This window comes from Nonomuraea dietziae (assembly GCF_014195505.1).
Classification (GTDB): Bacteria; Actinomycetota; Actinomycetes; order Streptosporangiales; family Streptosporangiaceae; genus Nonomuraea; species Nonomuraea roseola.
Genome location: NZ_JACIBV010000001.1, coordinates 8,253,405 through 8,267,080, shown reverse-complemented (window position 1 = coordinate 8,267,080; position 13,676 = coordinate 8,253,405). Strand labels below are relative to the sequence as shown.

The window sequence follows — 13,676 nt, the reverse complement described above, 5'->3', positions numbered from 1 at the left end:
GACACGCCAGGGCCATCGCCGAAGTGTAGCCCTACATGCCTGCGCGCCGCGAAACTGCTCTCATTGTGCCCCTTGTCAGAGCTCAGGGAGCGGATCCAGGGGCAGCAACTCGGGGTCGAACACCTCCGCGTCGGCCGCGGCCACGACGGCGGCGTACTCCTCGTCGAACTCGAAGAACATCTCCCCCACCTGGATGACGGGGCTCGGCGCCATGGTGATGGGGCCCAGCCTGGTCGCTCGGGGAAAGGCGGCGTAGAGCGAGACGGGACGGTCGCTCCTCAGCATCCTGGTGGCCAGGACGGAGACGGACCTGTCGGTCACGACGATCAAAAAGTTGGCCACGCCGGGCGGGCCTATGGACAGCGCGGGAAAGACATAGCGGATCTCCTCCCCCTGACGCAACAGAGCCCGGCAGCGATCTCTGACAGCCGACGTCACCGGCATCGCATCCCCCCTCGCCGACCCTCAGTATCCGCAGGCAGACGGGGTGCCGCAACGGTTGATCAGGTAACCGCCCATGCCGAAAGCGCGCTTGCCTGAACGGTCGCGGCGGGCGCCTCAGACGAGGCGGGCGGCCACCAGGCCCCACACGGTGTCGGCGAGGTCCTCCTTGGGACCGCGCGGCACCTCCACAGGGGAGCCGCCCGCGACGAGCACGGTGGCGGCGTTGTCGGGGGTGCCGAACGCGAGCCCCTCGCCGACCTGGTTGACGACCAGCAGGTCGCATCCCTTGCGGGCCAGCTTGGCCTGGCCGTTGGCCAGCACGTCGTCGGTCTCGGCCGCGAACCCCACGATCACGTACGGCGGCGCCCCCACGCCCGAGGAGGCGCCAGGGCCCGGGACGGAGCCCACGCCCGCCGCCTGCCTGGCCGCGCGCCTGCGCTCGCCGAGCTCGGCGAGGATGTCGGGGTTCTTGACCAGCTCGATCGGCTCGGGCTCGCCGTCGCGCTTCTTGATCTTGGACTCGCGCCGCACCGCGGGCCTGAAGTCGGCCACGGCCGCCGCCATGACGACGGCGTCGGCGTCGGCCGAGGCGGTCAGCACGGCCTCGCGCAGTTCGAGCGCGGACTCGACCCTGACCACCTTGGCGCCCGCAGGATCGGGCAGTGACACGTTGGCGGCGACGAGGGTGACCTCGGCCCCCCGCGCGACGGCCGTACGGGCGAGGGCGTAGCCCTGCAGCCCCGAGGAGCGGTTGCCGAGGAAGCGGACCGGGTCGAGGGCCTCGCGGGTGCCGCCGGCCGAGACGACGACCTTGCGCCCCTCGAGGTCGCGCGGACGGCCCGCCATGACGGTGCGGCAGATCTCGAAGATCTCCGCGGGGTCGGGCAGCCGTCCTGGCCCCGTGTCGACGCCCGTGAGGCGCCCGACGGCGGGGTCGATGACGATGGAGCCCCGCTCGCGGAGGGTGGCCACGTTGGCCACGGTCGCGGGGTGCTCCCACATCTCGGTGTGCATCGCGGGCGCGAACACCACGGGGCACCGAGCGGTGAGCAGGGTGGTGGTCAGCAGGTCGCCGGCGAGCCCGTGGGCCGCCTTGGCCAGCACGTCGGCGGTCGCTGGCGCCACCACGACGAGATCGGCCTGCTGGCCGAGCCGCACATGGGGCACCTCGTGCACGCCGTCCCAGACGTCGACGGTCACCGGGTGGCCCGACAGCGCCGCCCACGTGGGCTCGCCCACGAAGCGCAGCGCGTCGCGGGTCGGAACGACCCGCACCTCGTGACCCGACTCGGTGAACAGGCGCAGGAGCTCGCAGGCCTTGTAGGCGGCGATGCCCGCGCTGACGCCCAGGACGACCCTCATGGAAGGGTCAGACCGCGCCTTCGATGGGCTCGGCGTTGAGCAGGCCCTCGGAGACCTCGCGAAGCGCGATGGACAGGGGCTTCTCCTGGGCGTGGGTCTCGACCAGGGGACCGACGTACTCCAGCAGGCCCTCGCCGAGCTGGGAGTAGTAGGCGTTGATCTGGCGGGCCCGCTTGGCGCCCATGATCACCAGTGAGTACTTGCTGTCGACGATGTCGAGCAGCGAGTCGATCGAGGGGTTGGTGATGCCCTCGGTCGTGGGGGCGATGCCTGCCACGTTGTCAGACCTCTCGTCGGAATGCTATGCAGTCATCAAGGCTATCAGCCTGTGGCATACGTCCTGGACGTTCGTGTTGACCAGCGTGGTATCGAACTCCTTCTCGGCCGCCATCTCGACCCTGCCCGCCTCGAGGCGGCGGGCGATGACGTCCTCGGGTTCGGTGCCGCGGCCTCGCAGCCGCTTCTCCAGCTCCTCCCACGAGGGAGGGGCGAGGAAGACCAGCAACGCCTCTGGCATGCTCTCCCGCACCTGCCTGGCGCCCTGGAGGTCGATCTCCAGCACCGTGGGCACGTTCTGGGCGAGCTTGTCGATGACGGCCTGCCGTGGCGTGCCGTACCTGTTTCCCGCGAACTCGGCCCACTCCAGCAGCTCGCCGGAGGCGATGAGCCTGTCGAAGCCCTCGTCGTCGACGAAGAAGTACTCCACGCCGTGGGTCTCGCCCGGACGGGGCTTCCTGGTGGTCACCGAGACCGACAGCCACACCTCTGGGTGTGCCCGCCGGAGCTCGGCGACGACCGTGGACTTGCCGACGCCCGACGGCCCGGAAAGGACCGTCAGCCGCCGGGTGGCGCGCTCGTGAGAGCCACCACCCGGGGGAACGAAACCACCGCGATCCGTGCCATCACCATCGGACCAGGACCTGTCGGTCACTTCGTTACCCCCGTCGAACCTGCGCTTTTCTGTGGTACCGAGGTTAGCCCTCGTTGCCACCGAACTCGCGCTCGAGGGCAGCCCTCTGGTTCGCACCGAGACCCCGCACGCGGCGGGACTCGGCAATAGCGTGCCGCTCCATCAGCTGCTTGGCGCGGACCTTGCCCACGCCGGGGAGCGACTCCAACAGAGCCGACACCTTCATCTTGCCGATGACGTCGTCTGTCTGCCCATCCTTGAGCACCTCAGCCAGAGAAACCGCGCCGTGCTTGAGCCGGTTCTTGACCTCGGCACGCTCCTTACGGGCCTTGGCAGCCTTCTCCAGGGCTGCGGCGCGCTGCTCAGGGGTCAGGGGAGGAAGAGCCACGCCGGGTCACCTCGAATTTCTGTCGATGTACTCGGACGGGAAGGGAAACTAGCTGGTCAACGCGTCCTTAGCAACGTCAAGAGCAGTTTCTGTGGTGACAAAGTCCAGTTCAGCACTTTCCGTGATCACGAAACCACGCTGTGTAGATCAAATCGCCCTCACTTCCCGGTTCTCGCCGTTCGTCAAGCGAGATCACCGGAATGCGATCATGATCACAGAACCCCGTCCGGAGAGGTGGAAACGGGCGGCCGAAAGCCTGCTGGAGAGGGGCTTCGAGCGCGCCCGCCGTACCGGACGAACGGTCATGAACGCCGTAGAGAGGCCGCAATGGAGGCAGCGGTCGCACCGGGGTCGGGAGAGGCCGTGATGGGGCGGCCGATGACGAGCAGGTCCGCGCCGTCGGCCAGCGCCTGCTCGGGTGTGGCCACCCGCGCCTGGTCCTGGCTGTCGGCCCCCGCGGGGCGCACTCCCGGAGTGATCAGCGTGATGGAGGGCCCCACCGCCGCCCGCACCGCGGCGACCTCGTGGGGCGAGCACACCAGAGCCGTCGCGCCCGCCTCCACCGACATCACCGCCATCCGCCGCACGGCGTCCTCGGGGGTGCCCTCGACGCCGATGGCGGCCAGATCGGCCGCCGACAGCGACGTGAGGACGGTCACCGCCGCGATCTTGGTGTGTGGAGCGGCCTCCACGGCCGCCTGGATCATCGCGGGGCCCCCCGCCGCGTGCACGGTCAGGATGGCGGGCCGCAGGCGCGCTACGGCCCTTGTGGCCCCTGCGACGGTGTTCGGGATGTCGTGCAGCTTGAGGTCGAGGAAGACCCGCACCCCGCTGGCGCCGCGCACGGAGGCGATCACGTCGGGTCCGTAGCGCAGGTACAGCTCCAGGCCGACCTTGACGGTGCTCACGTGCGGGGTCACCAGCGAAGCCCAGCGGGCCGCGGTCTCCAGATCAGGTGCGTCCAGGGCGACGGCGATGGGTGCGGGCGTCACAGGGAACTCTCCTCCGAGTCGACGAGCAGATGTCTTGCGGTGGGCCGGTGGGCCAGGCCGACGGCGTCGGCCAGGCGGTGGAAGCCCTTGGCCTGCAGCAGCTCCTCGAGCTCGCGCTCGATGCGCAGGCAGGCGTAGGGGTCGTGGAAGAGCGCGGTGCCCACCCCGACGACGCATGCGCCCGCCAGGATGAGCTGGAGGGCGTCGTGCCCGCTCGTCACGCCGCCGACGCCCACGATGGGCACGCCGGGGATGGCGGCGTGGACCTGCCAGACGCACCTGACCGCCAGCGGCAGGATCGCGGGCCCTGACAGGCCGCCGGTGCCCGCGGCGAGCGTGGGCCTGAGCGCGTCCACGTCGATGCTCATGCCGAGCGGATTGTTGATCATGGATAGGGCGTCGGCTCCCGCGTCCACGCAGGCGCGGGCGACGGCCACGACGTCGGCCACGTCGGGTGAGAGCTTGGCGACGACAGGCACGTCGTAGCGCATGACCGAGCGGACCGAGGCGATCACCTCGGCCGCCGCTCCCCCGTCGCGGGCGAAGACGCGGCCTCTGTCCTCGATGTTGGGGCAGGCGAGGTTGACCTCGACGGCGGTCACGCCCGGCGCGTCGGTCAGGCGGCGGGCCAGCGCGGAGTACTCGGCGACGGTGCCGCCGCCGACGGAGACGACGGTCCTGATGCCGCGCTGGGCCAGCCACGGCAGCTCGCGCTCGAGGAAGGCGTCGATGCCGGGGCCCTGCAGTCCGACCGCGTTGAGCATCCCGGAGGGTGTCTCGGCCATCCTGGGCGTCGGCCTGCCCGCGCGCGGGGCCATGGTGATCGACCTGGTCACCAGCGCGCCGAGGCGGTGCAGGTCGAAGAACTGGGCCAGCTCGCGTCCCGAGCCCGCGCACCCGGCCGCCGTGGTGACGGGGTTGGCCAGCTCGACATGGGCGAGGAAGGTGCGCATGTCAACCGACATTGCGCGCTCCGCCGCCCGGGGCCCCGAGCGCGTCGAACGGGATCGTTCCGACGTCCTCGAACCGCACTCGTTCCCCCCTGAAGACAGGACCCTCCACGCAGGCGCGCACCATCCTGGTCACGCCGTCGTCGCCGATGACGGGCAGCACGCAGGTCATGCAGACCCCGATGCCGCAGGCCATCGACTCCTCCACCGCCACCTGGACGGGGATGTCGAACTCGATCGCCACCGCGGTGACCGCGCGCAGCGTCTCCATCGGCCCGCAGGCGTAGATGACGTCGGCGCGCGTGTCGGCGATGACGGAGGGCAGCACGTCGGTCACGCTGCCGCGCAGGCCGAGCGAGCCGTCCTCGGTGGTGAGCGTGGTCGTCTCGGCCATCCTGCGGGCCCGCATCGCGCCGAAGACCCTGTCGGCCGAGGCCGCGCCGAGCGCGAAGTCGATGCGACAGCCGCGTTCCATCAGCGCGTCGGCGAGAGGGAACAGGGCGGCCGCGCCGTACTCGGCGCCGACCAGGACGCAGCTGGCCGGGTCGCGGGGCAGCGGGAAGGGCCGCCCCAGCGGCCCCACCAGGTCGAGGGTGTCGCGGGCGCGCCGCTCGGCCAGCCATGACGTGCCGGGGCCCTTGGCGGTGAAGACCAGCTCCACCGTGCCGCCGTAGTCGGGCTTGACGTCATGGATGGACAGGGCGCGCCTGGTCACCATCGAGGTGCGCGGGCCCCCGACGGCGACCGAGACGAAGTGGCCTGGCCTGAACCTCTCGGCGACGCCGGGCGCCACGACGGTCAGCGCATGGTAGGCGTCGACCCGGCGCGTCGTCAGCACCGTGCCCGTCACCTGCACCGGAGTCCCGGCCAGACTCGATCACCCCCGCAGGGCTCGTGCGTGCTCCTGAAGGGACCGTACGCCCACATCGCCCCGCACGATGGCCTGGATGCCCGCCGCCGCCGCGGCGAGTCCCTGGACCGTCGTGATGCACGGGATGCCGCGCAGCACGGCCGCGGTGCGGATGTCGTAGCCGTCGAGGCGGGGCCCGGACTGGCCCGGGCTGCCGAACGGCGTGTTGACGATCAGGTCCACCTCGCCGTCCAGGATGCGCTGCACGATCGTCGGCTCACCGTCGGGTCCCGTTCCCTCGCTCTGCTTTCGCACGATCTTGGCATGGACTCCGTTGCGGCGCAGCACCTCCGCGGTGCCCTCCGTGGCGAGAATCTCGAAGCCGAGATCGGCGAGCGCGCGCACCGGGAAGATCATCGAGCGCTTGTCCCTGTTGGCCACCGAGACGAAGGCCCTGCCCTTGGTGGGCAGTTCGCCGTAGGCGCCCGCCTGGGACTTGGCGTAGGCGATGCCGAAGAACTCGTCGATGCCCATGACCTCGCCCGTCGAGCGCATCTCGGGGCCGAGCACGATGTCGACGCCGCGGAAGCGGTTGAACGGCAGCACCGCCTCCTTGACCGCGATCGAGGCGTCGAGCGGCAGCGTGCCGCCGTCGCCCGTCGCGGGCAGCATGCCCTCGGCCCTCAGCTCGGCGACCGTGGCCCCCATCATGACGCGGGCCGCGGCCTTCGCCAGCGGCACCGCCGTCGCCTTGGAGACGAAGGGCACCGTACGGCTGGCCCTCGGGTTGGCCTCCAGGACGTAGAGCACGCCCGCCGCCATCGCGTACTGCACGTTGAGCAGGCCGCGGACGCCGACGCCCCTGGCGATGCCCTCGGTGGCGGCGCGGATGCGCTTGATGTCGTTGCCGCCGAGGGTGATCGGCGGCAGCGCGCAGGCCGAGTCGCCCGAGTGGATGCCCGCCTCCTCGATGTGCTCCATCACGCCGCCGAGGTAGAGCTCCTCGCCGTCGAACAGGGCGTCGACGTCGATCTCGATGGCCTCGTCGAGGAACTTGTCGACCAGGACGGGGTGCCCGCCCTCCTGGGCCGCCATGTAGGTGGTCAGCGTCTCGTCGTCGTAGACGATGGCCATGCCGGCGCCGCCGAGGACGTAGGAGGGGCGCACCAGGACCGGGTAGCCGATCTCGTCGGCGATGGCCAGCGCCTCGGCGACGGTCAGGGCCGTGCCGTGCTTGGGCGCGGGCAGCCCGGCCTCCGCCAGCACGCGGCCGAACGCGCCGCGCTCCTCCGCGAGGTGGATGGACTCGGGCGAGGTGCCGACCACGGGCACGCCCGCGTCCTTCAACGCCTGGGCCAGGCCGAGGGGTGTCTGGCCGCCGAGCTGCACGATGACGCCCACGACGGGCCCGGTCTGCTGCTCGGCGTGGACGACCTCGAGGACGTCCTCGAGCGTGAGCGGCTCGAAGTAGAGCCGGTCGGAGGTGTCGTAGTCGGTCGAGACCGTCTCGGGGTTGCAGTTGACCATGACGGTCTCGAACCCGGCCCTGGACAGCTCGAAGGAGGCGTGCACGCAGGCGTAGTCGAACTCGATGCCCTGGCCGATGCGGTTGGGCCCGCTGCCGAGGATGAGGACCTTGGGCCTGTCGCCGTGGGGGACCTCGCTCTCCTCGTCGTAGGTGGAGTAGAGGTAGGGCGTCTTGGCCGCGAACTCCGCCGCGCAGGTGTCGACGGTGTTGTAGACCGGGCGCAGGCCGAGCGCGTGGCGCAGGTCGCGCACCCGCGTCTCGTCCATGCTGCGGATCTCGCCGATCTGGGCGTCGGAGAAGCCGAGGTGCTTGGCCCGCTCCAGCGCCTCGCGGGTCAACTCGGGCGCCTCGCCGAGCGCGCGGGCCTCCTCGTCGAGCAGCATGAGCTGGTCGATGAACCACGGGTCGATGTTGGTCGAGTCGAACAGCTCCTCGGCCGTGGCGCCCGCCCTGATGGCCTGCTGCATGGTGCGCAGCCTGCCGTCGTGAGGGGTGCGGCAGTCGTCGAGCAGCTCCTGCTTGGGCGCGACGTGCCCCGCCCACGAGAAGGACGAGCCCTTCTTCTCCAGCGACCGCAGCGCCTTCTGCAGCGCCTCGGGGAAGGAGCGGCCGATCGCCATGGCCTCGCCCACCGACTTCATGTGCGTGGTGAGCGTCTGGTCGGCGCCGCGGAACTTCTCGAAGGCGAACCTCGGCACCTTGACCACGATGTAGTCGAGGGTCGGCTCGAAGGAGGCGGGGGTCTCCTTAGTGATGTCGTTCGGGATCTCGTCGAGCGTGTAGCCGATCGCCAGCTTGGCCGCGATCTTGGCGATGGGGAAGCCCGTCGCCTTGGAGGCCAGCGCCGAGGAGCGCGACACGCGCGGGTTCATCTCGATGACGATCATGCGGCCCGAGCTCGGGTTGACCGCGAACTGGATGTTGCAGCCGCCGGTGTCGACGCCGACCTCGCGGATGACCGCGATGGCCACGTCGCGCATGTTCTGGTACTCGCGGTCGGTCAGGGTGAGCGCGGGGGCCACGGTCACGCTGTCGCCGGTGTGCACGCCCATCGGGTCGATGTTCTCGATGGAGCAGACGATGACGACGTTGTCGGCCTTGTCGCGCATGACCTCGAGCTCGTACTCCTTCCAGCCGAGGATCGACTCCTCGAGGAGCACCTCGGTGGTCGGCGAGGCGTCGAGGCCCGCGCCCGCGATGCGGCGCAGGTCGTCCTCGTCGTAGGCGAAGCCCGAGCCGACGCCGCCCATGGTGAAGGAGGGGCGCACGACCAGCGGGTAGCCCAGCTCGCCGGCCGCCGCCACGCACTCGTCCATGGTGTGGCACACCACGGACCTGGCCGACTCGGCGTTGAGACCCTGCTCGCGCGCGACCTTGGCGACGATCTCTTTGAAGCGCTCGCGGTTCTCGCCCGCCTGGATGGCGTCGAAGTCGGCGCCGATCAGCTCGACGTCGTAGCGCTCGAGCACGCCAGCCTCGTGCAGGGCGACCGCGGTGTTGAGCGCGGTCTGCCCGCCCAGGGTGGGCAGCAGCGCGTCGGGGCGCTCCTTGGCGATGATCTTCTCGACGAACTCGGGGGTGATCGGCTCGACGTAGGTGGCGTCGGCGAACTCGGGGTCGGTCATGATCGTGGCAGGGTTGCTGTTGACCAGGATCACCCTGAAGCCCTCGGCGCGCAGCACGCGGCAGGCCTGGGTGCCCGAGTAGTCGAACTCGCACGCCTGCCCGATGACGATCGGTCCTGAGCCGATGACCAGGATCGACCTGATGTCCTCACGCTTGGGCACGGCTCATGACCTCACAGAACTCGTCAAAAAGGTAGGCGGCGTCGTGCGGGCCGGCGGCCGCCTCGGGGTGGTACTGCACGCTGAAGGCGCGCCCGTCGAGCAGCCGCAGCCCCTCGACGCACTGGTCGTTGAGGTTGACGTGGCTGACCTCCGCGCGGCCGTACGGCGTGTCGAAGGGCTCGCCGAGCGGCGCCTGGACGGCGAAGCCGTGGTTGTGCGCCGAGATCTCGACCTTGCCCGTGCGGACGTCCTGGACGGGCTGGTTGACGCCGCGGTGGCCGTAGCGCAGCTTGTAGGTCGGCAGGCCGAGGGCGCGGCCGAACAGCTGGTTGCCGAAGCAGATGCCGAAGAACGGGATCCCCGCCCCGAGCACCTCGCGCAGCGTCGTGACGTCTGCGGTGGCGGGGTCGCCCGGGCCGTTGGAGAAGAAGACGCCGTCGGGCGCGACGGCCATGACGTCCTCGAAGCTCGCGGTGGCCGGCAGGACGTGCACCTCGCAGCCGCGCTCGGCCATGCGGTGCGGGGTCATGCCCTTGATGCCCAGGTCGACGGCGGCGACGGTGAAGCGCTTCTCGCCGATGGCGGGCACCACGTAGGGCTCCCGCGTGGCCACCTCGGCGGCCAGGTCGGCGCCCTCCATGGCCGGTGAGCGCCGCACGCGCTCGACGAGGGCCTCCACCGGCTCGGAGGGAGCGGTGAAGATGCCCGCGCGCATGGCGCCACGCTCGCGCAGGTGGCGGGTCAGCGCGCGGGTGCCGGTGATCGCGATGCCGACGACCCCCTGCTCCTTGAGGTAGTCGTCGAGGGAGCGGTTGGCCCGCCAGTTGGAGACCACCCTGGACGGCTCGCGCACGACGTATCCGGCGACCCAGACCTTCGAGGACTCGGGGTCCTCGTCGTTGACGCCGGTGTTGCCGATGTGCGGGGCGGTCATGGCGACGATCTGGCGATGGTAGGACGGGTCGGTGAGGGTCTCCTGGTAGCCGGTCATGCCGGTGTTGAAGACCATCTCACCGAACGTCTCGCCCTCGGCGCCGTACGGGATTCCGTGGAAGACACGGCCGTCTTCCAAGACAAGGACGGCGTTACTCAAGCGAGCTTCCCTTCGAGAACGGTTGGCCTGCCACGCAGGAACGTCGCCAGCACCCTGCCGGGGAGGGTCATGCCCTCGTAGGGGGTGTTGCGGCTCTTGGAGGCGAAGGAGGAGGGATCCACCTCGGCGCGCGCGGTGGGGTCGTAGAGCACGATGTTGGCGGGGGCGCCGACCTCGAGCGGCCGGCCGTGCCCGGGCAGGCGGCCGATGCGCGCGGGGGCGGCGGACATGCGCTCGGCGACGCCCGCCCAGTCGAGCAGGCCGGTGTCGACCATGGCCTCCTGGACGACGCTGAGCGCGGTCTCGAGGCCGACCATGCCCATGGCCGCCGCGGCCCACTCGGTCTCCTTGTCCTCGACCGGGTGCGGCGCGTGGTCGGTGGCCACCACGTCGATCGTGCCGTCGGCCAGGGCCGAGCGCAGCGCCTCGACGTCGGCGCGGGTACGCAACGGCGGGTTGACCTTGTAGATCGGGTTGTAGGAGCCGTTGGGCGACTCCTCGACCAGTTCGTCGGTGAGCAGCAGGTGGTGCGGGGTCACCTCGGCGGTGACGTTCCAGCCCTTGGACTTGGCCCAGCGGATGATCTCCACCGAGCCCGCCGTGGAGACGTGGCAGACGTGCAGGCGCGAGCCGACGTGCGCGGCCAGCAGGCAGTCGCGGGCGATGATCGCCTCCTCGGCCACCGCGGGCCAGCCGGACAGGCCGAGCCTGCCGGAGATGACGCCCTCGTTCATCTGGGCGTCCTTGGTGAGCTTGGGCTCCTGGGCGTGCTGGGCGACGACGCCGTCGAAGGCCTTGACGTACTCGAGCGCCCTGCGCATGAGCACGGCGTCGTCGACGCACCTGCCGTCGTCGGAGAAGACGCGCACGCGGGCGGCCGAGTCAGCCATCGCGCCGAGCTCGGCCAGCTGTTTGCCCTCCAGCCCGACGGTGACGGCGCCGACCGGCTGCACGTCGCAGTGGCCGAACTCCTGGCCGAGCCGCCAGACCTGCTCGACGACGCCCGCGGTGTCGGCGACCGGCATGGTGTTGGCCATGGCGTGGACGGCGGTGTAGCCGCCGCGGGCGGCCGACTGGGTGCCGGTCTGCACGGTCTCGGCGTCTTCGCGGCCCGGCTCGCGCAGGTGGGTGTGCAGGTCGACCAGGCCGGGCAGGGCGATCGCGCCCCGCCCTTCGACGACCTCGGGAAGCCCTGCCTCGGCCGTGTCGTCGCCGTCGTGCCGGGTGCCCGCGGACCCGGCGGGCCGGATCTCCGCGATGAGGCCGTTGACCACGGCGATGTCGACGGGCTCGCCGCCCAGGATGCGAACGTTCTTGATCAGCATCAGATCTCTCCCCCGAGCAGCAGGTACAGGACGGCCATGCGGATGGTCACGCCGTTGGCGACCTGCTCGACGATCGTCGAGCGCGGCGAGTCCGCCACCTCGGCGGCGATCTCCATGCCCCTGTTCATCGGGCCCGGGTGCATGACGATGGCGTCGTCGGGCATCTTGGCGAACCTGTCGCGGTCGAGGCCGTAGCGGCGGGAGTACTCGCGCTCGCTGGGGAAGTAGGCGGCGTTCATCCGCTCCTTCTGCACCCGCAGCATCATCACGACGTCGGACTTGGGCAGCACCGAGTCGAGGTCGTAGGAGACCTCGCACGGCCAGGTGCCGATCGAGACCGGCAGCAGCGTCGGCGGCGCGACCAGGGTCACGTCGGCGCCGAGTGTGGCCAGCAGCAGCACGTTGGAGCGGGCGACGCGGCTGTGCAGCACGTCGCCGACGATGGTGACCTTGCGCCCCTCGAGGTTGCCCAGGCGGCGGCGCATGGAGAAGGCGTCGAGCAGCGCCTGCGTGGGGTGCTCGTGGGTGCCGTCGCCCGCGTTGACGACGCTGCCGCGCACCCAGTTGGCCAGGCGGTGCGGAGCGCCCGAGGCGCCGTGGCGGATGACGACGGCGTCGGCGCCCATCGCCTCGAGGGTCAGCGCGGTGTCCTTGAGCGACTCGCCCTTGGAGACGCTCGAGCCCTTGGCGGAGAAGTTGATGACGTCGGCCGACAGGCGCTTGGCCGCCGCCTCGAAGGAGATGCGGGTGCGGGTGGAGTCCTCGAAGAACAGGTTGACCACCGTACGGCCGCGCAGCGTCGGCAGCTTCTTGATGGAGCGTTCCGAGACGCGGGCCAGTTCCTCGGCGGTGTCGAGGATCAGCAGCGCGTCGTCCTTGGTGAGGTCGGCCGCCGAGATGAGATGCCTGTTCACTTGATCAGCTCCACTGCGTCGCGCCCGTCGGTCTCCTCCAGGTAGACCTTGACCTTCTCGCTCTTGGAGGTCGGGAGGTTCTTGCCCACGTAGTCGGCCCTGATGGGCAGCTCGCGGTGGCCCCTGTCGACCAGGATGGCCAGTTGCACGGCCGTGGGCCTGCCGAGGTCGTTGAGCGCGTCGAGCGCGGCGCGGACCGAGCGTCCCGAGAAGAGCACGTCGTCGACGAGGACGACGGTCCTGCCGTCGATGCCGTCGGCGGGCAGGTCGGTACGGCCGAGCGGGCGCGCGGGGCGCAGCCTGAGGTCGTCGCGGTACATCGTGATGTCGATCGAGCCGACGGGGACCTTCACGTCTTCGAACTGCTCGATGCGCTCGGCGAGCCTGGCGGCGAGAGTGGCGCCACGGGTCGGGATGCCGAGGAGGACGACGCCGTCGGCGCCCTTGGTGCGCTCGAGGATCTCGTGCGCGATGCGGGTCAGCGCCCGGTGGATGTCCGGGCCTTCGAGAACGGCCCTTGGTTCGGACATGGGTGTAGCTCACCACCTTTCCCGCCTCACAGGACGGGTCTTAAAGGGTGTTGGGTCGCAGTCACATTACCAGCAGCTACCAGCAGCGATACGCCGGGGCCACTCCTGCGTCACGCCGCCCGTCGTACGGCGATGAGGTCGGCCACGGAGAACGCCCACGAGCTCGTGGAGCGGCTGACCGGCAGGCCGACGACGCGAGACGGTCGGGGCTCACCCCTGGGATCACCGAGTGCGCTGAAGCACGGCTGAGCGATTTTGCAAAAGCGGACAAAAGAGATAAAAACTCCTCCAAGTCTTTCTTGGGGAGGTTTGCAGCATGGCCCTGTCCGAGCGCGAGCGCCAGGTCCTCGACGGCATCGCGCGCCAGTTCGCCGCGGACGATCCGGCGCTCGCGCGCAGCTTCTCCGAGCACGGCAAGGGCCCTGTGACGGCCGAGCGCATCGCTGGTCGATGGGACGCGTGGCCCGCGGCCCTGATCGCGGTCTGCCTCGCGCTGTTCGCCGTCGTGCTGATCCTCTCCGGCTCGCCACAGGCCTGAACGGCGTTTTGGCACTCTCCGCGTAGGGGAGGTCACCCGATGTCGTATGACTCGGGGGATTTCTG

14 protein-coding genes are annotated in these 13,676 nt (G+C 70.5%); 1 reads left to right on the top strand and 13 read right to left on the bottom strand.

What is annotated here, in order from left to right:
* Positions 1-75: 75 nt before the first annotated feature.
* From FHR33_RS51060 to pyrR, 13 genes are all read right to left on the bottom strand, one after another.
* Positions 76-342 (bottom strand): hypothetical protein, encoded by a 267-nt coding sequence (locus FHR33_RS51060; protein WP_312895930.1) that lies wholly within the window; start codon positions 340-342, stop codon positions 76-78.
* A gap of 216 nt (positions 343-558) precedes the next feature.
* Positions 559-1,806 carry a bifunctional phosphopantothenoylcysteine decarboxylase/phosphopantothenate--cysteine ligase CoaBC gene (coaBC, locus tag FHR33_RS39400; RefSeq protein ID WP_183658977.1) on the bottom strand — a complete coding sequence of 416 codons (1,248 nt, stop codon included), beginning with the start codon at positions 1,804-1,806 and terminating at the stop codon, positions 559-561.
* Between the two features lie 7 nt (positions 1,807-1,813).
* Complete coding sequence (gene rpoZ / locus FHR33_RS39395) at positions 1,814-2,083, bottom strand: DNA-directed RNA polymerase subunit omega (RefSeq protein ID WP_183658975.1); 270 nt, start codon at positions 2,081-2,083, stop codon at positions 1,814-1,816.
* A gap of 24 nt (positions 2,084-2,107) precedes the next feature.
* Positions 2,108-2,644 carry a guanylate kinase gene (gene gmk / locus FHR33_RS39390; RefSeq protein WP_183660562.1) on the bottom strand — a complete coding sequence of 179 codons (537 nt, stop codon included), beginning with the start codon at positions 2,642-2,644 and terminating at the stop codon, positions 2,108-2,110.
* 136 nt (positions 2,645-2,780) lie between these two features.
* Positions 2,781-3,104 carry an integration host factor, actinobacterial type gene (mihF, locus tag FHR33_RS39385; protein WP_183658973.1) on the bottom strand — a complete coding sequence of 108 codons (324 nt, stop codon included), beginning with the start codon at positions 3,102-3,104 and terminating at the stop codon, positions 2,781-2,783.
* A gap of 302 nt (positions 3,105-3,406) precedes the next feature.
* A complete protein-coding gene (gene pyrF, locus FHR33_RS39380; protein ID WP_183658971.1) occupies positions 3,407-4,096 on the bottom strand; it encodes an orotidine-5'-phosphate decarboxylase in 690 nt (229 codons plus the stop codon).
* On the bottom strand, positions 4,093-5,061 hold the full coding sequence (locus tag FHR33_RS39375) for a dihydroorotate dehydrogenase (protein ID WP_183658969.1): 969 nt from the start codon (positions 5,059-5,061) through the stop codon (positions 4,093-4,095). The genes pyrF and FHR33_RS39375 overlap by 4 nt, the downstream gene beginning before the upstream one ends.
* Positions 5,051-5,917, bottom strand: coding sequence for a dihydroorotate dehydrogenase electron transfer subunit (locus FHR33_RS39370; protein WP_221242423.1), 867 nt, complete (start codon positions 5,915-5,917; stop codon positions 5,051-5,053). The genes FHR33_RS39375 and FHR33_RS39370 overlap by 11 nt, the downstream gene beginning before the upstream one ends.
* Before the next feature lie 6 nt (positions 5,918-5,923).
* The gene (gene carB, locus FHR33_RS39365) at positions 5,924-9,211 is read right to left on the bottom strand and encodes a carbamoyl-phosphate synthase large subunit (protein ID WP_183658965.1); all 3,288 of its coding nucleotides are present in this window, start codon (positions 9,209-9,211) and stop codon (positions 5,924-5,926) included.
* Positions 9,198-10,304, bottom strand: a complete 1,107-nt coding sequence (carA, locus tag FHR33_RS39360; RefSeq protein WP_183658963.1) for a glutamine-hydrolyzing carbamoyl-phosphate synthase small subunit — start codon at positions 10,302-10,304, stop codon at positions 9,198-9,200. Before carA ends, carB begins: the two co-directional genes overlap by 14 nt.
* Positions 10,301-11,629, bottom strand: coding sequence for a dihydroorotase (locus tag FHR33_RS39355; protein WP_183658961.1), 1,329 nt, complete (start codon positions 11,627-11,629; stop codon positions 10,301-10,303). The genes carA and FHR33_RS39355 overlap by 4 nt, the downstream gene beginning before the upstream one ends.
* Complete coding sequence (locus FHR33_RS39350) at positions 11,629-12,543, bottom strand: aspartate carbamoyltransferase catalytic subunit (protein ID WP_183658959.1); 915 nt, start codon at positions 12,541-12,543, stop codon at positions 11,629-11,631. The genes FHR33_RS39355 and FHR33_RS39350 overlap by 1 nt, the downstream gene beginning before the upstream one ends.
* Positions 12,540-13,073 (bottom strand): bifunctional pyr operon transcriptional regulator/uracil phosphoribosyltransferase PyrR, encoded by a 534-nt coding sequence (gene pyrR / locus FHR33_RS39345; RefSeq protein WP_183658957.1) that lies wholly within the window; start codon positions 13,071-13,073, stop codon positions 12,540-12,542. The genes FHR33_RS39350 and pyrR overlap by 4 nt, the downstream gene beginning before the upstream one ends.
* Before the next feature lie 316 nt (positions 13,074-13,389).
* Here pyrR and FHR33_RS39340 point away from each other — a divergent pair, with 316 nt between their 5' ends.
* Positions 13,390-13,611: a DUF3040 domain-containing protein gene (locus FHR33_RS39340; RefSeq protein ID WP_183658955.1), complete on the top strand. Its 222-nt coding sequence runs from the start codon at positions 13,390-13,392 to the stop codon at positions 13,609-13,611.
* The last annotated feature ends 65 nt before the right edge of the window (positions 13,612-13,676 follow it).

Bases quoted from the DNA above. Each gene is read 5' to 3' on its own strand.
- pyrR (WP_183658957.1), bottom strand. From the start codon at position 13,073: ATGTCCGAACCAAGGGCCGTTCTCGAAGGCCCGGACATCCACCGGGCG.
- coaBC (WP_183658977.1), bottom strand. From the start codon at position 1,806: ATGAGGGTCGTCCTGGGCGTCAGCGCGGGCATCGCCGCCTACAAGGCC.
- FHR33_RS39340 (WP_183658955.1), top strand. From the start codon at position 13,390: ATGGCCCTGTCCGAGCGCGAGCGCCAGGTCCTCGACGGCATCGCGCGC.
- FHR33_RS39355 (WP_183658961.1), bottom strand. From the start codon at position 11,629: ATGCTGATCAAGAACGTTCGCATCCTGGGCGGCGAGCCCGTCGACATC.
- FHR33_RS39375 (WP_183658969.1), bottom strand. From the start codon at position 5,061: ATGTCGGTTGACATGCGCACCTTCCTCGCCCATGTCGAGCTGGCCAAC.